Annotated in this window: 19 protein-coding genes; 9 read left to right on the forward strand and 10 right to left on the reverse strand. The window is 71.7% G+C overall.

Annotation, left to right across the window (positions count from 1 at the left end):
* Positions 1-2,001 precede the first annotated feature (2,001 nt).
* The 3 genes from AB0C36_RS35555 (at position 2,002) to AB0C36_RS35565 (ending at position 3,703) form a co-directional block, all read left to right on the forward strand.
* A complete protein-coding gene (locus AB0C36_RS35555; RefSeq protein ID WP_358362505.1) occupies positions 2,002-2,166 on the forward strand; it encodes a hypothetical protein in 165 nt (54 codons plus the stop codon).
* A 301-nt stretch (positions 2,167-2,467) separates the two neighbouring features.
* Entirely contained in the window at positions 2,468-3,229 is a 762-nt protein-coding gene (locus AB0C36_RS35560) for a hypothetical protein (protein ID WP_358362506.1), read from the forward strand.
* Between the two features lie 51 nt (positions 3,230-3,280).
* Positions 3,281-3,703, forward strand: coding sequence for a peptidase inhibitor family I36 protein (locus AB0C36_RS35565; RefSeq protein WP_358362508.1), 423 nt, complete (start codon positions 3,281-3,283; stop codon positions 3,701-3,703).
* Between the two features lie 896 nt (positions 3,704-4,599).
* On the opposite strand, the gene AB0C36_RS35570 is transcribed toward AB0C36_RS35565, so the two are convergent.
* Both AB0C36_RS35570 and AB0C36_RS35575 read right to left on the reverse strand, forming a co-directional pair.
* A complete protein-coding gene (locus AB0C36_RS35570; protein WP_358362510.1) occupies positions 4,600-5,217 on the reverse strand; it encodes a hypothetical protein in 618 nt (205 codons plus the stop codon).
* A 20-nt stretch (positions 5,218-5,237) separates the two neighbouring features.
* Complete coding sequence (locus AB0C36_RS35575) at positions 5,238-10,460, reverse strand: type II toxin-antitoxin system prevent-host-death family antitoxin (protein WP_358362512.1); 5,223 nt, start codon at positions 10,458-10,460, stop codon at positions 5,238-5,240.
* A 1,216-nt stretch (positions 10,461-11,676) separates the two neighbouring features.
* On the opposite strand from AB0C36_RS35575, the gene AB0C36_RS35580 reads away from it, so the two are divergent.
* The 4 genes from AB0C36_RS35580 (at position 11,677) to AB0C36_RS35595 (ending at position 14,148) form a co-directional block, all read left to right on the forward strand.
* Positions 11,677-12,921: a TerD family protein gene (locus tag AB0C36_RS35580; RefSeq protein WP_358362514.1), complete on the forward strand. Its 1,245-nt coding sequence runs from the start codon at positions 11,677-11,679 to the stop codon at positions 12,919-12,921.
* 77 nt (positions 12,922-12,998) lie between these two features.
* Positions 12,999-13,295 carry a hypothetical protein gene (locus AB0C36_RS35585; protein WP_358362516.1) on the forward strand — a complete coding sequence of 99 codons (297 nt, stop codon included), beginning with the start codon at positions 12,999-13,001 and terminating at the stop codon, positions 13,293-13,295.
* On the forward strand, positions 13,292-13,678 hold the full coding sequence (locus AB0C36_RS35590) for a fic family toxin-antitoxin system, toxin component (RefSeq protein ID WP_358362517.1): 387 nt from the start codon (positions 13,292-13,294) through the stop codon (positions 13,676-13,678). Before AB0C36_RS35585 ends, AB0C36_RS35590 begins: the two co-directional genes overlap by 4 nt.
* Positions 13,679-13,785: 107 nt before the next feature.
* Positions 13,786-14,148, forward strand: a complete 363-nt coding sequence (locus AB0C36_RS35595) for a DEAD/DEAH box helicase family protein (protein ID WP_358362519.1) — start codon at positions 13,786-13,788, stop codon at positions 14,146-14,148.
* Positions 14,149-14,178: 30 nt separating this feature from the next.
* Here the strand turns inward: AB0C36_RS35595 and AB0C36_RS35600 are convergent, their stop codons facing one another.
* Positions 14,179-14,598 (reverse strand): hypothetical protein, encoded by a 420-nt coding sequence (locus AB0C36_RS35600; protein WP_358362521.1) that lies wholly within the window; start codon positions 14,596-14,598, stop codon positions 14,179-14,181.
* Positions 14,599-14,709: 111 nt separating this feature from the next.
* On the opposite strand from AB0C36_RS35600, the gene AB0C36_RS35605 reads away from it, so the two are divergent.
* Positions 14,710-15,468, forward strand: coding sequence for an SMI1/KNR4 family protein (locus AB0C36_RS35605; protein ID WP_358362523.1), 759 nt, complete (start codon positions 14,710-14,712; stop codon positions 15,466-15,468).
* 40 nt (positions 15,469-15,508) lie between these two features.
* Here the strand turns inward: AB0C36_RS35605 and AB0C36_RS35610 are convergent, their stop codons facing one another.
* From AB0C36_RS35610 to AB0C36_RS35620, 3 genes are all read right to left on the reverse strand, one after another.
* Positions 15,509-16,549: a DUF4238 domain-containing protein gene (locus AB0C36_RS35610; RefSeq protein ID WP_358362525.1), complete on the reverse strand. Its 1,041-nt coding sequence runs from the start codon at positions 16,547-16,549 to the stop codon at positions 15,509-15,511.
* A gap of 201 nt (positions 16,550-16,750) precedes the next feature.
* Positions 16,751-17,590 carry a hypothetical protein gene (locus AB0C36_RS35615; RefSeq protein WP_358362527.1) on the reverse strand — a complete coding sequence of 280 codons (840 nt, stop codon included), beginning with the start codon at positions 17,588-17,590 and terminating at the stop codon, positions 16,751-16,753.
* A gap of 61 nt (positions 17,591-17,651) precedes the next feature.
* Positions 17,652-18,209: a HEAT repeat domain-containing protein gene (locus AB0C36_RS35620; protein WP_358362529.1), complete on the reverse strand. Its 558-nt coding sequence runs from the start codon at positions 18,207-18,209 to the stop codon at positions 17,652-17,654.
* Between the two features lie 148 nt (positions 18,210-18,357).
* Between AB0C36_RS35620 and AB0C36_RS35625 the strand changes: the two genes are divergently transcribed.
* Positions 18,358-18,702: a hypothetical protein gene (locus AB0C36_RS35625; protein ID WP_358362530.1), complete on the forward strand. Its 345-nt coding sequence runs from the start codon at positions 18,358-18,360 to the stop codon at positions 18,700-18,702.
* Positions 18,703-18,719: 17 nt separating this feature from the next.
* On the opposite strand, the gene AB0C36_RS35630 is transcribed toward AB0C36_RS35625, so the two are convergent.
* From AB0C36_RS35630 to AB0C36_RS35645, 4 genes are all read right to left on the reverse strand, one after another.
* Entirely contained in the window at positions 18,720-19,364 is a 645-nt protein-coding gene (locus AB0C36_RS35630; protein WP_358362531.1) for a methyltransferase domain-containing protein, read from the reverse strand.
* A gap of 119 nt (positions 19,365-19,483) precedes the next feature.
* The gene (locus tag AB0C36_RS35635; protein ID WP_435839180.1) at positions 19,484-21,376 is read right to left on the reverse strand and encodes an alkyl/aryl-sulfatase; all 1,893 of its coding nucleotides are present in this window, start codon (positions 21,374-21,376) and stop codon (positions 19,484-19,486) included.
* A 352-nt stretch (positions 21,377-21,728) separates the two neighbouring features.
* Positions 21,729-22,727, reverse strand: coding sequence for a DUF389 domain-containing protein (locus tag AB0C36_RS35640; RefSeq protein WP_358362533.1), 999 nt, complete (start codon positions 22,725-22,727; stop codon positions 21,729-21,731).
* Between the two features lie 36 nt (positions 22,728-22,763).
* Entirely contained in the window at positions 22,764-23,111 is a 348-nt protein-coding gene (locus AB0C36_RS35645) for an STAS domain-containing protein (RefSeq protein WP_358362535.1), read from the reverse strand.
* Positions 23,112-23,264: the final 153 nt, after the last annotated feature.

Raw genomic sequence — 23,264 nt, forward strand, 5'->3', positions numbered from 1 at the left:
CCTCCGGAGACACGACGCGCTGTCCCCTACGGGGACAGAAGTCTGTAACGGCGCTCCGCGCCTTTAGCTGGCTAGAGCGGAGGGCGTGTACCCTTGCGTTACATTTTCTGATTGCGGTGGGTGGCCCCCGCGAGGTGGGCCGGCCTCCGGCCGTGTCTGCGCCATCTGTTGCGCTCCTTGGGGGCCCTTGGGAGGCCTGAGCTGGCATTTTCGGCGTCCTAGTGGGCTTCTGCGGGTGTCGGCCTGGCGAGCTGCGGGCGTCAGGGCTTTCTCGTGGGTCTCGCTGGCCTGGGCGGCTCCCGTGTTGTGTGCCCCGAGTATGTCACGCTGCAAGACTGTACCTAAAGTGTACCGCCAAAGTGTGTCACAGGCAAGATGTGTCACGTTTCTACTGTTATATATTGGTCTGAACCATTCGGGCGATGATGGTAGGCGTCGGCGCTATTTTGAAGGGCTTGATTTCGGATCTGGCTAAGTTGTCGGCCGAATGGGAATGGGCAGCGAAAAGGAAGGTCTGTGCGGGGACAAATTCGGTGCTTCGGTGGGCTGTCGGTATATTCGGATGAACGTCCCGGTTGTGCGGTGTTCCGGTGCTGGAATCTGGAATGCGGGGGCTTTTTGGTGCTGCGGTGCGCCTGTATACGGCGTTGCGGCCTGCTGTGTGCAGTGCCTCTGCAGCGCGGTGCGTTGACGTGGCGGGGGTTGGTGGTCCCGAGGTACGGGGTGGACAGCGGCTGCTCGTCGCGGTCGAAGGGGGCGTCGGCGGAGGGCGGCGGTAGTGGAGCGTCGCGGCGGCTTTGGTGAGGGGGCGGCTGGCGAAGGCGTTGTAAGCGCGGGGCGGGTCGTCCTCGCGGCGCAGGATGGGCAGGCCCGTGGCGAGGAGTTGGAAGTCCGGCCCAGGAGCCACGTCGGCTTCCTCGGCCGGGGCGGCGGCGAACTCCTGGTGCCACCGCTCGTGTAGGCGCCCCAGTCGGAGTCGAGTTCTTGGATGGCGTCGACCCAGATGCCGGCGAGGGCGGCCGCGTTGCCGGTCACCAGGGCATCGACGGCGTCGTCCCAGATGTAGCGTCCCTGGATCCGGCGCACCCGCAACTCGCGGCGGCGAGACTCCAGGACGACGTCCTGGTTGACCGGGTGGATCTCGATCGCCGTGCCGCGGCCGCCGCGGTTCAGGTGCCGCTTCAACGCCCCAGGGTTGGCCAGGACGTTGCGGGCACGCAGATTCCACGCCTGCCCAGGGGCTGTGGTCTCGTGTGTGGCACGGGCATGGTCGAGGTGGTCGCCGCGGCCTGCAGCAGCAGGTCCGCCGGCGGTCCCACCCGGCAAGCAGCACTACCAGCTCCAGTGCGGCCGCATGCACCGCGGTCCACGCCTGCGGTGCCCGCCGCTCCTCCGCGAACGTTGCGCGGCCAGCGCGGCGCGCAATCGCCTCCGACTGCGAGGCCGCGCCGTCCGGCGGGTCGAAGGCCAGATGCGCCGAAGCCGGCACCACCGAGCGGAATGCGGCGGCGCCGGTCCCTGTCCTGGGCCATCGGTGTCGACGTCACGCCCGACCCACGACAGCCCGCCGCGCCGGTTCCGAGCACGACGGCGTTGGCAGCGGGGTCAGCGCGCACGGGCGCCGCGGCGGCGCCGGTGGTCGAGCCAGCCGGGGATCGCCTGGCGGGTGAAGTCGTCGAGCGGTCGGGCTCGTCCGGCCAGGGTGTGTGCATCGCTTCGGCGGTCTGCCGGGGTGTGAGCGGAGGGGTGGCGGCGTAGTCGTGGCGGCCGTCACGGATCTTTGCGGCGGGGTGCGGAAGGGGGTGCGGTTCCGGGTCTGCTCGGGCGCGGCGGTGGGGAGAAGACGTTCGGCGGGATCCGGGATGGGCCCGGCGGGCGGTCCACACGAAAACGCGGCCGAACCGGCGCTTCGGGGCTGTTCCTTGCCCCGTGGCCGAGCGTCATCCCAAGATCGGTAAGGCTCAGACCTGTCCTGGGGAGGGCTTGCGCACGATCAATCCCATGGTGGCCGCTGCCGCGTCGGCGTGCGCGGCCACGGTGGCCGCGCATGCCGCAACGGAGGCTGCGTACGCCGAAGGGGCCGAGAAGTGCACGTGCAATCGGCCTGTCGCCGAGGTCTGCTGCTGCTTCGAGCATGTGGCCCCGCAGTGGCAGCGCTCGGACTGATTCCTCCCACCCCATCGCACGGTGCGCGCCGACACCTCTCCGCCTCGGTGCGCACGTCCGCACGTCCGCACTCAGGGAGCAGGAACAGATGCGCGCACGTACGCCGGCGGGTGCCGCCGTCCCCGCCTCGTCGCGTCGTCGCGGGAACGTGTGGGTTCTCGCCTTGGCGGCATGCTGCGCCGTATTTGCCGTGTCCTCGTGTTCGCCGCCGTCCGACGGAGAGCAAGAGGGCGGCGGGTCGGTGAACGCGTCGCCGGAAATGCCGAGTGTTCCCCCGCTGGTTCAAGGGCCTCCCCCGGCCGTGGCGGTGGTGCCGGAGCTTGCCGGCATGTACGGGCAACGGCTGCCCGTGGAGGACTACCTTCTCCAGCCCGACCAGGTGTCGAGGATTCAGGCGGCCCGCAGGGCGCTGGTGGTGCGGTGCATGAGAAGCAAGGGCATCGACTTCGGTTTCCCGGCAGCCGCTGGGCCGCACTCGTCGAACGCCGGGAAGACCCAGTCCGAGATGCGTTATGTCACGCCGCCGGAGGTGGCCGCGAAGTTCGGTTATCACAGTCCGGATGGGCAGGGGCAGGCGCCGGAGTCACCCGGGCTGCCGAAGGCGACCGAGGAAGCGCTTTTTGGCAAGGACGGGAAGAGCGGCTGCTACGCCGAGGTGGACGAGGACTTCGACAGGCGCGCACTCCTTGTCCAGGACGCCGAGTCCGTTGTCGCCATCAACATTGACAACATGGCGCGGTCGATGGAGGACCCGCGTATGAAGGCTGCGTTCGCGTTGTGGTCGGGATGTATGAAGGCCAGGGGCTACGCGTACGGGACGCCTATGGAGGCCTCTGCCGATCCCCGCTGGATCCAGCGGCCGACGGCGACGCCCGAGGAGATCGCCACGGCCGTCGCGCATACCTCGTGCATGACGGAGACCAACATCGTCGGCACCTGGTTCGCCGTCGAATCTGCCTACGAGCAGCGTGACATCGAGGCGAAGGCAGCCGAACTCGCGGCGTACAAGACGGTGATCGAGAACACGTTGCGCTTCGCGGACTCCGTGCTGGCGCAGCCCTGAGGCGTCGCGCAGCCGCGCGGCGACCACCATGAACCACCACTAGGAGGCAACATGCGTGCCCTGACCTTCAGGTCGGCCCTTGCCGCTGCTTCGGCGACGGCTGCTCTCGGTGCTCTCCTCGTCGCGGCTCCCCCGGCGCAGGCCGCGGGGCCGAGCTTTTGCGACGAGGCAACGGGCGACACGTGCCTGTACTACAACTCCGGCCGGACGGGCGGGTTCTACGGGGCGTCGCAGAACGTTGTGAACTACACGTCCGACATGAAGTTCGGCATAGGCAATGGGAAGGGCTTGCCGGTGAAGAACAACGCCGCGTCGGTCTACAACTTTCACCGGATCTGGAACGTGACCATTTACTACAACTCGAACAAGAGCTGCGCGTACGCGTGCCAGTCCTTTGCGCCGAAAACGGGCGGCAACCTCAACTCGCAGATGAAGAACAACAATGCCTCGCAGGGGTACTGGCTCCCGGCCTGACCTGGGCTGTTGGCTGTCGGGGGTGACGGCCCGTTTTCGGGGTGGTCGGCCTTGACGGTGGTGCCGCTGCCCGGGTCGGGCCTGATGCTGCGGGCCCGGCCCGGGCAGACCCGGCGCTGCCCCGGGGCCTGGGCTGGGCTGGGCTGGGCTGGGCTGGGCTGGGCTGGGCTGGGCTGGGGCCGAACTGCATTCGCATGTGTGAGGGGTCGGGCGCGGCCTGGCGGAGATCGGCCCGTCCGATCGGCCCGGAGACGACACGTTCGCCGTCGGCGGCCGGGGCTGGCTGGTGCCGGGTGCGCGGCTGGGGTGTCGGCGCGCTGACGCGGGTGTGGACGGCAGCGGGTTCGGGGCGGTGTCCGGCGAGGGCGGTTGCCTGTTCTGCAACGTGGTGCGGGGATGTGGCGGGTGCAGGTCATCAGGAGCGCGGCGGCGGGGCGGGGGTCGGTGGGCCGGGGCCGGGGGGCGGTGGTCCGGGGGGCGGTGGTCCGGGGGGCCGGGGTGGGCAACGGTTGCTCGTCGTGGTCGGAGGGGGCCTCGCTGGGGGTGGGTCGTGGCGGTGGTGGAGCGTGGCGGTGGTGGAGCGTGGCGGTGGTCTTGGTGAGGGGGGTGTGGCCGCCCGTCCGTCACGGGGCTGGTGAAGGCGTTGTGTGCGCCGGGCGGGTGGTCCTCTAACGTCCTCGCGGCGCAGGGTGGGGTCCCCGGCGGGGGTGGGGCACCGGTCCGGGGGCGCGTTGGCTTCCTGGGCCGGGGCGGTGGCGAACTCCTGGTGCCGTTGCTGCTGTTCGTGGCGTTGGCTGGGGCTGACTGACGGCTTTGGTGGGGTTCTGTTCCCGGGTGTTGGTAGGTGAGTGTGGGGGTGTGCCGGGACAAGGTCGGGTGGGTTGGGGTGTGGCGGGTCAGGCGCCGAGGCCGATGTGGGAGACGTAGGTGTAGGCGCCCCAGTCGGAGTCGAGTTCTTGGATGGCGTCGACCCAGATGTCGGCGAGGGCGGCCGTGTTGCCGGCGACGAGGGCGTCGACGGCGTCGTCCCAGATGTAGCGGCCCTGGATGCGGCGCACCCGCAGCTCGCGGCGGCGGGACTCCAGCACCACGTCCTGGTTGATCGGGTGGATCTCGATCGCGGTGCCGCGGCCGCCGCGGTTCAGGTGCTGTTTCAGTGCGCCGGGGTTGGCCAGGACGTTGCGGGCGCGCAGGTTCCAGTAGGCGGTGTCGATGGCTTCGGCGTTGGCCGGCAGCGGTCGGCGGGTGCCGCGGGTCCAGGTGCGGAGTGTGGCCGGGGTGGCGGTGATGCCGGCCTCTGCGAGGGCTGCGGGGCCGCCTTGGTGGGTGGTGAGGTAGCGCATGCGGGCCATCAGGCCGCGGCGGGTGGTGACCGGGGACTTGATGCCGCCTTCGGTGATCATCCGTTCCAGGGCGTCCTCGAGGGCGCGGCCGAGTGCGGTGCCTCCGTGGATGTTGCCCGTATCCCGGTCCGCCCCGTATGCGCCGAACCGGCGCCATCCGTCCGTGGACATCGTCTCGGAATCCCTTTTTTCTAGGCGGCGCTGCGGGGCAGGGTGTATTGCTCTTTCAGTTTCATTTCCTGGGTGAGGCGGCCTTCGTTGAATACCTGGCGCCAGTCGCCGCCGGTGACGTGGAGTTCGTCGGTGCCGCGCAAGGAGACGACGGTGAGTCCTTGTGTATGGGCGCGGTGTGCTTTGTACCAGAGGTTCGCGAATGCTTGTGATCGGAAGCTGTGCATGTATTCGGAGCGGCGCATTTCGCGGTTCGCGCTGGATTCTCCGATGGTCGAGACGAGTTTCGCGTACATGGCTTTGATGTAGGCTTCGGCGGCTGTGTCGCCGCCTCGGATGGCGTCTTCGCGGGCCAGGGTCAGGACTCGGCGGAATTTTTCGAACAGGATCTCCGTCCCGCCCGAGGTCCAGTTCTCGGCGATGACCGGGGCCTCGCACAGTTTGAGTGTGGCGCAGCGGATCAGGAGCCGGATGGTGGGGTCGGTCAGGATGACAGGGCCACTCTCGCGGCGGTTTCCGATCGGGTCGGGCAGGTGCGGATGGTCCCATGTGGGGCGGGAGTTCAGGAGGTAGACGCCTGCGCGTTTCGGGTTGAAGCCGCCGCCTGGGTCGTGGATGAGCTTGCCGATGGGCAGGTGTGTCTTGAGTGCGGACAGGTACGCGGCGTTGGTGTCCAGGACGGCGACGGTGGCCGGGGGGCGGGTGCCGGCTTCCAGTTCGTCGAGGAGGGCGGCGTTGGACCATTTGTGGCGGCCCTCCCATACTTCGTCCGCGCCGTTGCGGGTCTTTTTCCGGAGGATGTCGGGGAGTTCCGGGAAGGCGGTGTGCTCGTATGTCGATCCCACTCGGGTGGCTTCGAAAAGGGCCATCGCGTCGGGAATTGCCCTTTTCTCCAGGGCGGTGATCGCGGCGTCGACGTCGCCGTCGTGTTCGGCGAGGGTCCGGTCGACCGCGCGCGTGATCATCTTCGTGAAGTCGGAGTAGTCCCGGCCGCCGTACTTTCCCTCCCCCGTGCCCGGCGCCGATGCCGATGCCGATGCCGGGCGGGACGGGGCCTGGCGCGGTGTCGGGGAGGTCTTGGTGGGGGGCTGCGCGGCCCGGTCCGGTGCCCGGCCTGTACCGGGCGCGGTGTTGGGGGTGTTGGGGGGCTGCAGGGTGTGCCCTGGGTACTCCTCGGGGTCCTCGGGGCCGGGGTTGGCGAGGTCGGTGGTGGGCCCGGTGGGGGCTGATGGCGGTGCGGTCGGCGGTGCGGGGGTGGTGGGTGGGCGCTGCGCGGTTCCGGGGCGGGTGACCTCGGGCCATGCCCCGGGGGCGGTGGGAGCGGTGGGAGCGGTGCCGGTTTCGGGAGTGGGCGAGGAGGGCGAAGGGCTGGGTGCGGCGGGGGTGTTCGGGGTGTGTACCGGTGTGCGGCCGGACGTGGTCCGGGCTGGGGTGGGCGCGTGGCCGGGTGTGGCGGGGGTGGGGGTGGGTGTGGGGGTGCTGGGGTTCGGGGGGAAGGCGTTGGGGGCAGGGCGTGCGGGTGGGTCCAGGAGGCGGGCGTGGGCCAGGTCGGCGTACAGGACGGCTTCGCCGAGGGTGCCGAGGTCGCGTTCGGTGGCGGTGGCGTGGACCCACGTCGGTTGCGGGGTGCCGTCGGTGGTCAGGAGCAGCTGTACATCCGCCGCCAGGCCTGTGGCCTGCCCGCCGGCGGGGCTGGGCGTAGCGGGGGGCGGGCTGTCCAGGACGGCGAGGACTGGCACGTGGCGGGTGCGGGCGAGGTGCGTGAGGGCCTGAGCGGCGTCGGCGACCTGCGTGGGGCCGGACAGCGGCAGACGCGGGTCCGGAGCGGTTTGGAGGCGGTCGACCACCACCAGCGCCAGGTCTGGCAGTTCGGCGGCGGTCGCGTCGATTGCGTCCGCGGTCAGGCCGGCGCCGTCGTCCAGGAAGAGCGGGGCGGCGGCGAGGTGGCCGTACAGGATCCGGGCGTCGTCGCGTTCGGCGTCGGTGAGGCGGCCGGCGCGCAGGCGGCGGTAGTCGACCGGGAGGTGCGCGGCGACGATCCGGGCGGTGACGTCGGCGGCGGTCAGGCCGGACGCGGCGTACAGGACGGGCAGGTTCCGGTCGAGGGCGGTGGTGCGGGCTGCGGCGGTGGCCAGGAGGCTGCCGCCGACGCCGGGGGCGGCGGTCACGAGGTAGAGGCGGCCGGGCTGCAGCGGGCCGAGTAGGTCGTCCAGGGTGCGGATGCCCAGCGCGGCACCGGTGTTCGGCGTGGTGGCGGGGTCGGCGGTCGGGGTCAGGACGGTGTTCAGGACGTCCGCGAAGGAGGACAGCCGGCGCGGCGCAGGGCGCAGCGACGGGGTCGGGGGGGTTGTCGGTGCCGGGGGTGCCGGGGTGGTTGCCGCCGGTGCGGCGGGCCCGGCAGCAGGGCGGGCGGAGGGCGGGACGGCGCCGGGCGGCGGCGCGTCTGCGCGTTCGGCGGGCACTGCGGCCGCGGGGGCCGTGGGGGTGGGGGTGGGAGGAGCAGGTGCCGGGGCGGTAGTGGCCGGGGCGGTAGTGGCCGGGGCGGGCGCCGCGGGCGCAGTGGTGTTCGCGGCGGGCAGCGCGGTCGTGGTCGTGGCGGCGGGGGCCGGTACGGGTGCGGGTGTGATGGCGGTTCTCTCGTCGACGGCCGCCGCGGCCCAGGCGGCGGGTGGAGCGGGCAGGGCAGGAGCGGGCGCCGACGCGGTCGTGGTGTCCGCGGTGCCGGGCGCAGCGGCGGAACCGGCAACCGGAGGGGCGGCCGGGGCGGGAACCGGGGTAGCGGGCGCGGCGGGTGCCGGGGCAGGCCCGGCGGAGGTGGTCTCGACGGCCGGGGGCGGGGCGGTGCCGGGAGCCGGGGTGGGGGCGCCGTCGGGGCCGGCGGGCAGGAGGACCGCGACGGGCGTGCTGTGGCGGCGCAGGACCTGCGGGCGGCCGGCCGCGGCGTGCGCGATCAGCTCGCCCAGGTGTTTGCGGCCCTGGACGGTCGAGTACCCGGGGGCGGCGTTCAGGTCCCAGCCCAGCACGGTGGCGGCGGCGGGGCTGGTCAGGACCGCCCGGTCCCCGCGGGTGGCCAGCACCGTGGCCGTACCCTCCCCGGCCGCGCGGACCAGCTGCGGGAGCGCCGCGCGGGCTTCGTGCAGGGTGCCCGGGCCCGCCACCACCACACCCGGCACCAGGGCCGGGGCGGAGGCCAGGGCGGGGGCGGCCGGAACCGCTGCCTCGGGGACTCGGGTCGGGTCCGGCACAGGACCGCCCGCGGCCGCCGGAACCGGGCCCGGGCCGGGCGCATCGGCGGCGGGGGCGGTGCCCTGCGACGCGGTGGCCTCGAGGAGACCAGCAGGACCGGCCGCTGCGGGCGCACCGTACGGCGCGGCGGCTTCCTCAAGGAGACCGGCAGGGCCGGAGGCGGGGGCGATCCCTGGCGCGGTGGAGACGGGGGCGGGACGCCCGGCGGCGCCGGACGGGAGTCCGTCAGGCAACTGTTCTGTGTGCGAGGTGGGGTGGGCCGGGGGCTTCGACCGCTTGGGCTTCGCCGGGGCCGTCCCCGCGGTCGCCGGGGTGGGCGCGGCGGAGGGTTCGGGCGCGGCGGAGTCAGGTCCGGTGCCCGCGCCGGTGTCGGTGGCGGGTGTCGTGCCGCGGCTGGCAGGGATCGGGGTGGTGGGCAGGAGGACGGCGACGGGGGTGGAGTGGCGGCGCAGGACCTGCGGGGCCCCGGCTGCGGCTTCTTGGACCAGGTGGCCCAGGTGCTTGCGGGCGTCCGCGACACCGTGCGCGGGTGCGGCCTCGAGGTTCCAGCCCGCCGCGGCCGCCGTTTTCGGGCTGGTGAGGTGGGCGTGGTGCGGGCCCGTCGACAGCGCGGTGGTCGTGCCCGCCTCGGCCGCACGCAGCAGCCGGGGCAGCTCCGCACGGGCCTCGTGGAGCGTGCCCGGACCCGCAACCACCGACCCCGGCGGCGGAGCCGGTGCGGGGGCTGGGATGGGATCCGGGGCCGTAGCCGGTGCGGGCGCGGCGGGGCCCTCGACGGATGTCGGGACCGACGAGGCGGCCGAGGCGGCGGGCGGAGATGCCGGACCGGGCGTGGGAGCGGGGGCGGCCGGGTGTGCGGGCGTCTTCGGGGGCGCGTCCTGGCCGGGCTGCTGGCCGGTCAGGGCGGGGCGCAGGTGCTGTTCGGCGGTGTCCTGGAGGAGGGTGTACAGGGCGGTGGCGCGGGCGCTGGTAGGGCCGCCGAACGCCTCCCGCGGCGCGGTGAGCAGGGCGTGCCAGTGGGTGCCGGTCACCGTGCGGCCGCGGGCCAGCGCGGTCACCGCGGCGCGCAGCGGGCGGCCCTCGGGCCCGGCGAGCGGACCGCGCGGCGGGGTGACCAGGGTGTGCGCGGCCGTGCGCGCGTTGTTGCGGAACCGGGCCGGGACCGCCGCCCAGAACCCGTCCCCGGGCGGCGGGAGGACCAGACCGGCCGCCACACCCGCACGGGCCGGGGCGGTGTCGGATGCAGCAGCAGGTCCCGGACCCCTGGGAGCCGCAGCCGGAGCAGCCGGGGCAGCGGTACTGGGCACAGCAGCAGCCGGAGCCCGGTTGCCGGTACCGGGCGCAGCCGGACCCGCGGGAGCAGCCGAGGTGGCGGCGGAAGCCCGCCCGCGCACAGCGGCCGACGCGGCGGGAGCCGAGCCGGACATCTCCCCCGCCACCGAAACAGCCGAAGCAGGCGCGGCGGCGGCATCGGCGGGGACAGGCGCAGCCGGGGCGTCCGACGTCGAACGGGTGCTCTTCCGGCGGGACTTCACGCCCGCCGCCCGGGCCGGAGCCGGGGTCGGGGCCGAAGCGGGACCCTCAGGAGTCGTCGCGGCGCCGGGCCGCGACGTACCCACGCGCTCGGCCGGCGCCGGGGCCGGGGCCGGCACGGCAGCAGGGGCGGCGGGGGCCGGGAGTGCGGGCCGGATGTACCGGGTCCAGGTCAACTCCAGGAGGTCCCACAGGTCCTGGGCGGCGGTGTGGCGCGGGCCGCCGAACACGGACCGCGGCGAGGACAGCAGGACGTGCCAGTCGGTACCGGATGCCCGCAGCTCCGCGACGGCGGTGACGGCCTCGCGCAGCGGCGCACCGGCGGTGGTGGCCAGCCGGCCCCGCGGCGGAGCAATCAGGGGCCGCGCGGCGGCGGCGAGGACTTCCAAAGCCTCATAGGGCGGGACCTCCGGATCCGTCCACACCGGGTCGGTCGCGGCGGGCAGCGTCCACCCCCCGGCCAAACCACGAAACTCAGGAACCACCAACGGGGCGACAGGCGAAGCGGCAGGCGAAGAGACACCCGACGACGGGGAGGACGAGGCAGCGCGGCCGGCAGACGTCGCAGCGATCGGAGCGGCGGCCGAAGCGGTGGACGCGGCAGCCCCGACGGGCTCGGCAGCCGGCACAGCACCGGAACGGCCCTTCCGGGCAACGGACTCTCCCGGCACAGCCGAAGACCCGGCCGAAGAGATCGGGGCCGTACCGGCAGGCATGGCACGGGTAGCCGTGGAACGGGCCTTCCGGGCCCCGGACTTCGTGGACCCAGCCGACGACCCAATCGAGGACCGGGGCTCCGCACGCTCGGACGGCTTCACCGGTACGGACTGCCCGGGCGGCTTCCCGGGCGTGTCGCCTTCCGTCGTGGCGCGGGCTGTACGGGCTGTACGGGCCCCGGGCCTCCCGGCCCCCGTTGAAGGCCGGGCCTTCGCGGGCCCGGACGGGACGCCGTCCCCGGCAGACGCAGCAGGCGAGGCAGGCGAAGCGGCGCTGTCCGATCCGTCCGAGAACAACACCCCCGGAACCGGACCCATCGCCGACGGAGACGCCGCGGGGGCGGGACGGGCCTTCCGGGCCCCGGACTCCGCGGACCCGGACGAGGACCGGGGCTCCGCGCGCTCGGACGGCTTCACCACAACCAAGACCTCCACCACCACAGCACGAGACCAGCCAAAGACTGCCGGGAAATGTACCGACCCGGGAAGTGTAATACAGGCGGTACACAGTCCAGAACACAGACACGCAAACATGTCACGGAAGGGACGAGGCAGACAGGAGGTAGGGCGACGTGGGCGACGTGGTGGCCTGACCCCGCCTCGGTCGCTGGTTGCGGTCACGCGGGCCCGGCGCGGAAGTCCCCTGAACGGCGTGGCGGTCAGTGAAGGCGGTGTCGTGGGGGTCGGCGACGGCCCGGACGGGCGAAACGCCGGGGGGTGTCGTCGGCGACTTCGTCGGGGGTCAGACGGCTGGTGTGCTGCCAGGCGCAGGTGCGGGAGGCGAGATCGGCTGTTTGCGTACCACGGCGCGGCAGCCGTCACCGCCGACGTGGACCGGGGCGGAGTCGGTGGCAGGTGCACGGCAGGGAGATAGCGGAAGTTCTCCACGCGCCTCACCGTTCCACCAAGGCGCCTCGGCGCCGCTCACGGCGCAGAGTCTTGGCGCCGTTTCCGTTTCTGCCTCGTGACGGCGGGTTTCCCAGCAGAATTGAGCCTCGGGGAGGGGACCCGCATGCAGCTTTCCAAAGGGGCGAACGCTCCTGTGCCCACGCAACCATGCAAGGTGACCGTGGGGGCTCGTGATGCTCCGATTGACGTGTCGGCGGTGCTGCTGGGTCGTGACGGGAAGGTCCGCAGCGACGAGGATCTCGTCTTCTACAACCATCCGCGGCACGATGGTGTAGCTGTTGCCGGCCGGACTGTGCAGATCGATCTGCCGTCGTTGCCGGCTGACGTGGAGCGGATCGCGGTGGTGGCGAGCATCGACCCGGACACGCCGGCCGAGCACTTCGACGCCGTCACGACGCCTGGCGCAGTCCTGGAGAGCGGGGCCGTCCGCGTCACCTTCGCGGCGCCGGCGTTCGTGGATCGCGAGACAGTCGCCGTGGTGATGGAGGTCTACCGGCGTGCGGGTGCGTGGAAGGTGCGCGCGGTCGGACAGGGCTGGGCCAGCGGACTGGCCGGCCTGGCGACGGACTTCGGCGTGGACGTCGACGACCCCGAGCTTCCCGCAGAGCCCGCCGTCGTTCGCGAGACCGCCCCGACCGTCGCGGCGCCGATCGCCGGATCCCCCGCCCTGGTGTCGCCGCTCGGCCCGGTGCTCCTGTCCAAGGGCGGGCAGGCGACGATCAGCCTTCACAAGGAGAACCCAGCCGCGGTCATCACCGCGGTGCTGGAATGGGACGGTGGCAGCGACGCCCGCCGCAGCGCGGGTGCGGACCTGGACCTGTACGCCCTGTACGTCCCCCGCAGCATGGTGACGCCCCGCGGGACCAGGCCGCAGACGCCCGATCTGGCGGTGTACTACCGCGACGGCGGATCCCTGACCGCGGCGCCGTTCATCGCCCTCGACGGGGACTCCACCGTGCCGGGGCGGGAGACCATCACGATCGCACGCCCCAACCAGCAGGGCTATGTGTTGATCTGCGCCTACAGCGCCGTGGAGAACGGCACCGGATCCTTCAAGTCCTACGGCGCGCGCGCCGTTGTCTCCGACGGACACGGCTCCTCGGTCACCGCTCCTCTGTTCAACAACCGCAACCTCTCATACTGGGTGGCGATCGCCCTGATCGACTTCACCGTCCGCGGCGGCGTCGACATCCGCCACGTCGAGCGGTACAGCGGCAGCCATGTCGAAGCACGCCCCATGCTCTACACCAACGGCAACTTCCTCATGAGCGCAGGAAAAGTCGAGTTCAAAACCCGCTGAACCGGTCCGGCAGGGCGCACGCGTACTGACGCAGGGCGCCTAGCCCGCAGGGTGGCCCTGCTAGTACCGTTGGGGCCATGAGTGAGCCGAAAGCCATCAACCTCCGGTTCCCCGACCCCGGTCAGCGCGCCGCGATCGCCGCCGCGGCCAAGGCCGAGGGTGTGAGCATGCAGGAGTACATCCTCGGCGCCGCGTACGCCCGCGCGACCGCGCTGGAAGGACGCTTCCTCGACGCGTTCCGCGCCTCCCAGGCCCGCAGCGGCGACGCGTTCACCCGCGAACCCGGCGACACCGACCCCACCATGGAGCAGCGCACGGCCGAAGCCGACGCGCGGCGCGAACTCGCCCGCCACGGCGAGGGCCACGCCGCGTGAACGAGGCGCACCCCCCGCACCTGGACGTCGCGTTCCTCCTGCACGCCGCGGAACTGCTGCCCGGCGACCCGCAGGTCGACGACCTCGGCCCGCTCTACGCCGCCGTGGCCCGCGTCCACGCCCACGCCATGGACCACGACGTGTACGGGTCCGACCACCTCAAAGCCGCCGCCCTCCTGCACACCCTGGTCCGGCTGCCCTGCCTGGAACACTCCAACGAAGCGTTCTCCTGGCACGCCGCCGAAGCCTTCCTCGCCCTCTACGGACACCACCTCGACTACCCGCCCAAACACGCCGTCGCCCTCGTCCGCGACACCGCCCACGGCACCCTCGGCGTCCAACAGATCGCCCGCCAACTCCGCACCTGGACCACCCCACACTGACCCACGGCGACAACTGCTACGGCTACGGCTACGGCTACGGCTACGGCTACGGACAAACAGTCGGCCACGACGCCCCGTTCGGGGCAGCGGCACGACGGCGAGAACGGGTGCGCGAGACTGCGGAACCAACAGCTCGAGGCGGTGACGCCATCGTCCGCGGACTCGGCGCCCACTCGGAAAACGCTTCCGCCGGATTTCGTGCACAGGTTTACGGCGCATGCGGCACCGGCAAGTCCGTCATCGGCGCCACCGCCGCGAAGCGGCTGGTGCCCCACGGGCGCGTGCTGATCGTGGTCCCCACCCTGGGCCTGCTCACCCAGACCATCAAGGCGTGGCAGAACGCCGGCCACACGGGGCCGTACCCCTCTCCGACACCGGCTGCGCTCCGGTACGCCCTCACGGATTGGGAGCCTCCAACTCATGCAGGCGCTGCAAGACGCGTTGTGACAGCTGTGCAGCGGACAGCCTGAACGGTGTCCATCGATCATGCGACGCATCCTTCATAGACGCTGAAAACCGCAGCTTCCCCTGGGCGTTGGGATGGCAACCATCTCTGCAAAAACGGGACTCGGCACAAGCCAGGCCGTATCGATGGCCCCGCGCTCTACATCCACCGCAACGACGAGGATGTCCAGTCCGGGACGCGGTCGGAACGTCTTCACGCTCACGTCGGTCAGGATCCTGCCGTCTTGGAAGTGCTTTCCCGTCGACATGCGGGCCTTGACTTGGACCGCAAGCGTGGCGGTGCTTCCCCTCCGGTGGAAGACCAGATCCACACCCTCGTCATCGACCAGTGACGTCGACACGTTCAGTTCGCCAGCCGTGGCGAGGATGCACACCGCTGCCACCAAGTACTCGGCCGCGGTACCCATCCGCGCTGATGCCTCGCTCTTGCTCAGATACGCGCTCTCGGTGCCCATCTGCGGAATCTACCGAGCCGAAGGAGCACGGCCTCGGAGGATCTTCGATCGCAGCGGCGTGCCTGTGTATGAGGACACCGCTGTCGGTGCACGCCCGTACGATCCGGCGCCGTGAGCATCCGCACGCAGACGTTTGTCGGGACGCCCGACGACGTGCCAGGCCCCATACGCCTGCCGTCCCCGGTCGAGGACGAGACCGACGACGACGTGCTGCTGGCGAAGCTGGCAGCGCGTGCGTGGAATCCCGGGCAGCGCCACGACCAGGTGTGGATCCCGACCGCGTGGATCGCCGAACATTACGGTCCGGAGCGGGTCGCGCAGTGGTGTCGGACGGTGCCGCGCTATGCCGACGGAACCGGTGTCGAACTCCCGGCGCAGGCCGAGGAAGTGGCTGCGTACTTCGCCGGCGCCGAGCGCGGACCGGTGTTCCCGCCGGCGTCGGCAGCCGACGTCGAGGCAGCCGAGCGCCGGATCGGATATGCGTTGCCGGACCTGCTGCGCCGCGTCTACACCGAGATCGGCGACGGCGGCTTCGGGCCCGATTTCGGGCTGGTGTCGCTGCGCCGGGGCCAGCGCATGCCCGGGGATCTGACCGACTGGCCGAGCGTCCACACGGACCGCACGCACCGGTACGGGGCCCCGCCGCGGTCGTGGCTGCTTCTGGCCTTTGGTGGCTGCTCGATGGAGTGGCACCTTTCGCTCACCGCGGTCGGCAACCCCGTCCTGCTCTACGACGCCGACGGATGGGAGGCCCCCTGGGGGCAGAACCCCCACGACGGGCTGCGCCACGCCATGCCGTTGCGCCGCTGGCTGTCGATCTGGGCGAACAACGGGCAGGTATGGGACGACGTCCTGGCTGCCTGCTCATGAGCCAACTCAGGACGCTCCTCGCCATGTCTTCGCCGCGCCCCTACGTTCGCGCCATGGCGCACAGCGTGGGGCAGGCCCGGTCAATGTCCGTGCTTGCGTACCCGCGCCCGAACCGCACCCGACAGGTGCGGTCCCCGCCGGCGATCGGCTGGCAGTCGATCTGCAGCTGCGGGCGGCGCGGCAGTTTCTTCCCCGATGGCAGGGCCGCGTCGTGCGGCAGTGCGATCAGCACGGACTCAGCGCCACGGATGTAGGCGCTGCGGAGATCGTCGACGCACTTGCGGTCGACGATCCGGTGAACGACCTTGTGCACGCTGAGGTTGCGCGTCAGGACGACGGCGCGCCGTGGGCTGATCGGCCAGTAGACGCGGGCGCTGGTGGGCATCGACGGCGAGTGGCCGGGGCGGTCCACCGACAGTTGCACCGGCTGGTCGCAGGTGATGAACCCGCCCCGCGGGTCGTCCCACAGTTCCAGTTGACGCGCGGAGTACTCGTCCGCCGCGCGGAACGCGGCCTCGAACACGAGCATGACGAAGCCAGTCGTAGTGGTGACGAACGTGGCCTGGTTCGCGCGGGTGCGCAACCACCGGTCCGTGGCGGCCATGATGCGTTTGACCTGCGGGGTGCGGTTCGCCTGGAACGCGAGGACCATCGCGAGCGACATGAAGTCCTCGAAGTCGAAGTCGTCACCCGGCTGCCACGCGTGAAGCGTCCGCAGAAGCCGGGCGGTCTCGTCGTCGATCACCGCGAACATGGCCTCGGCCTGGTTGTGCGGCCCGCCCCCGTGGTCGATGCGATAGAAGTTCTCCTCCACGCAGGTGTCCCGCAAGCCGCGCAGCTTGTCGATGCCGTTCCTGGTGTCCAGCGCTCGCACCCGCCGCCCGTCCGGGCTCCAAGCCCGCAAGTAACACTGGGGCACGTAGTGGTGCCGCCGCGAGACGCAGTCACGCTCGGCGGCCTTGCCCACCACCCGCCGCATGTACTCCGCGACCTTCGGGGACGGGTTGAGCCCGCCGCCCGTCAACGGGATCTTCCCCCACGGATTGGGCAAGGACTCGACCAACCGCCACTCCGACACCACCGGCGCCCCCACCTTCGGGCGCGACCGCACCCAACGTCCGCGCTGCCCCTCGCGAAGATCCAGGACAGCACACGCCCGTCACCAGCTGCGGATGGCCACCGCTGGCCACCGCTGGCCACCGCCCGGGCACCGCGCGCGGCGGGCTGCCGACACGTTCGGTCGGCCCAATCTGAAAGCTAAAGCGCGGAATGCGATCAACTGTCAAACACCAACGTCGAGGCCCTCCTGTGCCGCCCACTTCAGGACCGGTTCGCGTGGCCGCCCGCCCCAGGCGCTCGCGCGCAGGCCGCCGTCGAGCGTGACCTGTTCCGCTTCCACCAGCCCGAAGTGCTGCACCAGGTCCGCGAGCATCAGCGCGGCCGCCGCGACCATCGCCGCGGTGCCATCGGCGAGATCGCCGACCAGGGCGTAGCCCTGGCCGTGGGCCCGACGCCGGGACACCGTCGCGATGGGATGGTGGATGTCGAAGCCGCTGCCCAGCATGCTTTGCCGCATGAGCGTGACGGCGTCGCGACCCACGCTTGCCGCGGTGGCCGCCGTGAGGGTGACCCGGACGTGTGCGGTCCCGGATGCTCCCTGTGCGGCGGCGTGTCGCCCCAGGTGGAAGAGCGCGGACAGCACGGTGTGGACCAGTTCGTCGGCGTCGATGCCCAACGTGCCGTCGCCGGTGTGGGATTCCATCGCTTTCAGAGTGCGTGTCCACGCCCCGGTGCCGTCGGCGTGCAGTACGGCCTGGATCTCGGGTTGCTGAAGGTCGGTACTCAACAGCACCAGGCCCGGCCCGCCCAGGCGGACGTGCTGGAACAGGCGACTCGTCCAGCCGAGCATGGGCTGCTCGTCCACGGCGGCGCGCAGTCGCCCGAACAGTTCGGGTGTCAGGCGCTGCACGCCCGGCGATGCCGGGACCAGCACGATCGTCACCATCGGCGCCAGACGCGGCTGTTCGCCGAACACCAGGTGCTCGGACTCGGCGGTGATCGCCTCGACCAGGTGCGCGCGGTCAGCAGCTGCGGCGAACGCGATGCGGTGGGCGGTGCGCACTTCGGCAGGGCGGCGTTTCGCGCTGGTTTCGCGATCACGGGGCGGCGAGATCGTGCGACGCTCAAGTTCCGCTGAGCACGAGCTCGCGTACGCGTGCTGCCTGGTCGCGGACGTCATCGTCGGGGTCAGCGGCGCTGACTTCGTCCAGTAGCCCCGCAAACTCGTTCCAGCCGGTGATAGATACGGCCAGCAGCGCAACCCGTCGGATCAGCGGGTCCGGGTCGTGGAGACCCCAGCGCAAGAGGGCGAACGCCTCGGTGTCGTAGCCAGACCACGCGACAACAGCGGTGCGGTAGAGGACGTCAATCAGGACGTCGGGTTCCCGATCCGCCATGGCCCGTGCCCGTAGCCGCGCGATGTCGTCCGTCGGTATCGCGGTGCGTATGCGCTCAGCCAGAGCCACCGCATCGGCCCCGAGCACAGCAACGTAACGGACATCGATCAGGTCTTCTTGCACCCAGCGGACTACTGTCCCGGCATCGGGCGTCAACCAGATCGCTTCGTTCGGGGCCTGCTCAACAGGGTGGTCATGCCGACCGAGTCCCAATGCGGCCAGCGCTTCAGCGGTCATCTCGTAGTCCACCGAAGGGGAGGGGACGACGCGGATCGGTGTACTCATAGGGCCCCTTCCGGCTGTGCTGAACGCCCGTCAACGTACCGGGGGGGCACGGCGGGTGGGGACTCTGGCATTGCCCCTGCGTGTTCCGGATGATCGCTGGGGCTCCGGGGTTCGGGAACGCCGCCACGCATGCCCGGCCGCCCGGCCGGTGGGACACCGCCGGGACCGGCGACCACGCCGCAGCCACCGCTGGCTCGGCCAGCACGCCAAAGCCCGCGACACCGCCCTGGCCGCCGCCACCGCCTACGCCGCCCTCCCCGACCCGCAGGCCGCACCCACCCGCTTGGCCATCTCCCGCCTCGACGCCGCACTCGCCCACGCCGCCCTCGGCGAACCCGACACCGCCGTCGCCACCGCCCGCACCGCCCTGCCCGCCGGCCGCCCGCCGCATGCGGTTCTCCGACGCGCCCGGCAACTCGACGGCCAACTCCGCCGCTCCCACCCCGGCACCGCCACGGACGCATTCCACGAGGAACTCCGCACCCTGGTCTGAGCAGGGCCGACCACCGGCTATGCCGTGTGCTGCCCCATGACGGCCCCGAGCACCGACGCATTCGCGAAGTCGTCACGCCTGGCCGTCATGGTCACAGCGCGGTCGGGACAGGCCGGTCCGGGCTTTCGTGCCACGGGGTGTGGCGGGCGGCGGGTGCCGGCGGTGACGTGCACCAGGTCGTACGGAGCGCCGTCGGGCCAGCCTGCGGCGCCGTCGCCGGTCACCACCGGGACAGGGAGGCCCGCTTGGGCGAGGTTGGTGCGGGCCTGCTCGGCGAGGTCGGGGTCGACTTCGACGGTGACGACCTGGTCAACACCGAGGCGGGCGGCGAGGAGGGCGGCGGTCCAGCCGGTGCCGGTGCCGACGTCCAGGACGCGGTCGCCGTCGTCCACGGCCAGGTCGTAGAGCATGTCCGCGACCACGGACGGCATCGACGCCGACGACGACGCCACGGTGCCGCGGTCGGTGCCGGTGTGGTCGCCGTCGTCCCACTGGGTCACCAGCGCGGTGTTGCCGTACACAGCGGCTGTCCACGCGTCCGGGTCGCTGCTGCGGTCCAGGGCGGTGTAGGCGCCGGTGGCGTTGTCGTGAGCCCAGACCAGATCGGGCACGAACACCGCGCGCGGCACGGCGGCGAAGATGTCGGCCCAGCCGGGCGGCATGACGTCCGCCTCGGTGAGCAGCGCGGCCAGCGAGGCGTCCGGGTTGGCCAGCGCCTCGGTGTCGTGTCTGGGGCTGCTGCGGGGCAGGCGCCGGGGAGGTGTGGGCCCTGGCTGTCGGGCTACGGGGTGACGATCGCGAAGTCCTGGTCGCCCGGGTCGAGTACGGAGGCGAGGATGGCGAGGACGGACGCGTCGCCGTTGACCTGGATGCCGGCGCCAGCAAGCCCGTCCGGCGTCAGCTTGCCGAGCGCGAGGGCGGGCAGGGCTTTGGAGGAGGTGCTCAGGGTGACGTCGGCCTCGCCCCTCTGCTCGGCGGCGCTGTAGGTGAGTGCGCCGTTGGCGAGGCGGAGCCGGTAGCGGTCTCCGGTGTCGGTGAGGACGACGTCGATGCTGAGGTTCTCGTTCCACGCCTTGGGGCCGTCGACCTGGATGGCGATGGCGTCGAAGAGCATCTCCGGCGACAGGTTTGCGATCATGTCCGCCGAGGCGGCAACCGTAGGGGTGCCGAACTGCCCGTCCCGCAGTTCGGTGGCGCCGGACAGGTAGAAGTTGCGCCAGGTGCCGTTCTCCGCGCCGTAGCCGAGCTGTTCGTAGGTGTCGGCGAGTAGTTCGCGCGCGGCGGGGTGGTCCGGTTCGGCGAACACGACGTGGCCCAGCACCTCGGCGGCCCAGCGGTAGTCGCCGGCGTCGAAGGAGCCGCGGGCCTTGTCGACGACGGCGTCGGCGCCGCCCATGAACTCGACATAGCGCTTGGCGGCCTCGACGGGGGTGTGCTGCCACAGGTGGGCGGGGTTGCCGTCGAACCAGCCCATGTAGCGCTGGTAGATGGCCTTGAGGTTGTGGCTCACCGAGCCGTAGTACCCGTGCGTGCTCCAGGCGTTCTCCAGCGCCGGAGGCAGCTGTAGGTGTTCGGCGATCTCGGTGCCGGTCCAGCCCTTGTTGATCAGGCGCAGCGTCTGGTCGTGCAGGTATGCGTACAGGTCCCGCTGGACGCCCAGGAACTGCACGGCGCGCTCTTGGCCCCAGGTCGGCCAGTGATGCGAGGCGAACACGACGTCGGTCTTGTCGCCGAACAGGTCGATCGCCTCGGTGAGGTAGCGCGCCCACGAGTGCGGGTCGCGGACCACCGCACCGCGCAGGGTGAGCAGGTTATGCAGGTTGTGGGTGGCGTCCTCGGCCGCGCACAACGCTTTGAAGTCGGGGAAGTAGATGAGCATCTCGGACGGCGCCTCGGTGTCCGGGGCCATCTGGAAGACCATGCGCACCCCGTCGACGACCTCTTCGTGCCCGGTCTCGGCAATGGTCACGGTCGGCGGGATGAGGGTGATCTCGCCAGTGGAGGTCGTCTGGCCGAGACCGGCGCCGACCTGCCCCTGCGGGCCGCGGGCCAGCGCGGCGCCGTACATGTAGGCGGCGCGCCGCCCCATGGCGGTGCCCGCGTAGACGTTCTCCGACACGGCGTGCTCGAGGAAGCCTGTCGGCGCGAGCACCGGTACCCGGCCGGCGTCGACGTCCTCCTGGGTGGTGACGCCCTTGACACCGCCGAAGTGGTCGACGTGCGAGTGGGTGTAGACAACGCCGGTGACCGGTCGGTCGCCGCGGTGCTCCCGGTACAGCGCGATCGCCGCCGCGGCGGTCTCCTTGGAAAGCAGCGGGTCGATCACGACGACACCGCCGGTCCCCTCGACGAAGGTGACGTTCGACAAGTCGAACCCGCGCACCTGGTAGATGCCCTCGACGACCTCGAACAGCCCCTGCTCGGCCACCAATTGCGACTGGCGCCACAAGCTCGGATTCACCGTAGCCGGGGCGTCGCCTTCGAGGAAGGCGTACGTGTCGTTGTCCCACAGCACAGTGCCGTCCTCGGCCGTGACCGCGTTCGGCTCACGGCGCGCGACCAGGCCGCGCTTCGCGTCCTCGAAGTCCCGGGTGTCAGAGAACGGCAGGCGGTTGCGCAAGTCCGCCTGTTGCTGGGCGACGGCGGCGTGCACTGGCTTGGGCATCGAAGTCATGGAGGCAGATTCGCACTATTTGTCAGATTTTTCACGGAGGCGCACACTGCCCCGGTGCCGACGTCTGCCCCGTCTGCCAACTGGAGCGGAAGCGCAGTCCAAGACGGCGCGGCCCCGGACAGGCGAAGCCCTCCGGGACGCCGCCACACGGTGTTCGGCACTGTCCTCAGACACAGCTGACTACACCTGTCGGAGCCTCGCCACGGGCGATGCAAAAGCCACGATTCCGTCGACCGACGCACGGCCTGCGATCACGTACGAGCCACGGTTCCGGGACAGGTGGGTCGGGCGCTACGCCGGGACGGGCGCGCCGTAAGCGCATCGGACGACCACCGGTTGGACGGAGTCAGCGTCACGTGCACTGGGTGCTGTGCGCCGGGCAGTGCCGGGTCGCGCCGCCGATGAGGTGGATCTCCAGGTCGGCGTCTGCCATGCCGTGGTCGTCGAGGGCGGCACGCAGGGCTGTGGGGGCTGGGACGGGGGGAATGCCCACGGCGGTGACGACCACGCGGCCGCCCCGGGCGTCGACGGTGGCAATGTCCCAGCCCTCCACTGCCGCCCACTGCTTCGCGATCGAGGTGGCGTCGTCGGCGAGTTGGCGGTCGCGTGTCACCGCGATCGTGCCGGTGGTGAGCGGAACGGCGACCAGCAGGAGGATCGCGCACACGGCAGCAAGCGTGCGCCCGTGCAGGTCGCCGACCGGGATGCCCGCCGTCCGCGCGGCCAGGCGGACCCCGTAGAAGAGGAACACCGTGGTCCCGGTGGCGACGATCGCAGCCACATTGGTCGCGAACAGCAGCGCCGCTTCCCCGGCGTCGTGGTAGCGCCCCACCCTCAGCAGCAGGCCGGTCACCGCCAGCGGCGGGACCAGGGAGATGGCGATGGCGACGCCGGGCAGGGTGTCGGAGATGTCGGAGCGCACCAGGGCGAACGCGCCGACGGTGCCGGTGGCCAACGCGGCGCACAGGTCGATCAGGCGCGGGCTGATGCGCGAGGCGACCTGGCTGTTGCTCGCGAAGTCGTCGGGGGGCGCGCTGATCCAGCCCATGAGGAAGCCGACCGCGACGACCAGGAGCGCTCCGCCGAGGACGAGCAGGGCACTGCGTACCAGGTGGCGGCGGTCGGCCAGCACGACCGCCAAGGCGCTGCCGAGGATCGGCGTCATCAGCGGCGCGACGATCATCGCGCCGATGACCGTCGCGGTGGAGTCGGCGACCACACCCGCCGACGCGATGACGGCAGCCAGGACCAGCAGGCCCCAGAACCGGGTCGCGCTCGCGCTGCGCCAGGACTTCTCGATGAACAGCGCGGAGGTCATCCGCTCGACCGCCGCCGCTTCCACTGCCGCCATGGTCGGCACCGCCTTCCCGTGTGGGACACCGCCCGGTCACTGATCGTCCGTCAGGAGCGGCCGTTCGCCGGGTAACCGTGTCCGGTTCCCGGTGAACTCGCTCGTTCGGGCTATCGCGCCGGCCGGCCCGCGGCCGGCGGCCCGCCTGGGGGTCGCCTGGGGGTCGCCTGGCGGCCGGGGCGGCCCCGCACGGCTGTCGGCTTCCCGGACGGCGGTCTCCACGCGCAGGTGGTAGCCGTTCGGGCCGATCGCGTCGCTCAGGCCGGTGGCGTCGGCGAGTTCACGCACCCGGGTGCGTACGCGGGCGAAGACCAGGTGCACGCCCTTCGCGTCGAGTGCCTCGGCGAGTTTGCGGACGGTGTCCGCGCCGGTGACGGCTGCCACTGGGGCTGGTAGCCGCGTGGGCGTTTCTCTGGCATGTCTGCCCCCTTCGCGGATCCTGGATGGACGTGAAGGCGTCCGGTGACGCGGAGGTCGAGGCGGTGGACGCCGCGGTCAACGAGGAGTTGGCGCGCTTCGCCGCCGAGGGCCCGACGC

The sequence above is a fragment of the Streptodolium elevatio genome, from assembly GCF_040649515.1.
GTDB lineage: Bacteria > Actinomycetota > Actinomycetes > Streptomycetales > Streptomycetaceae > Yinghuangia > Yinghuangia elevatio.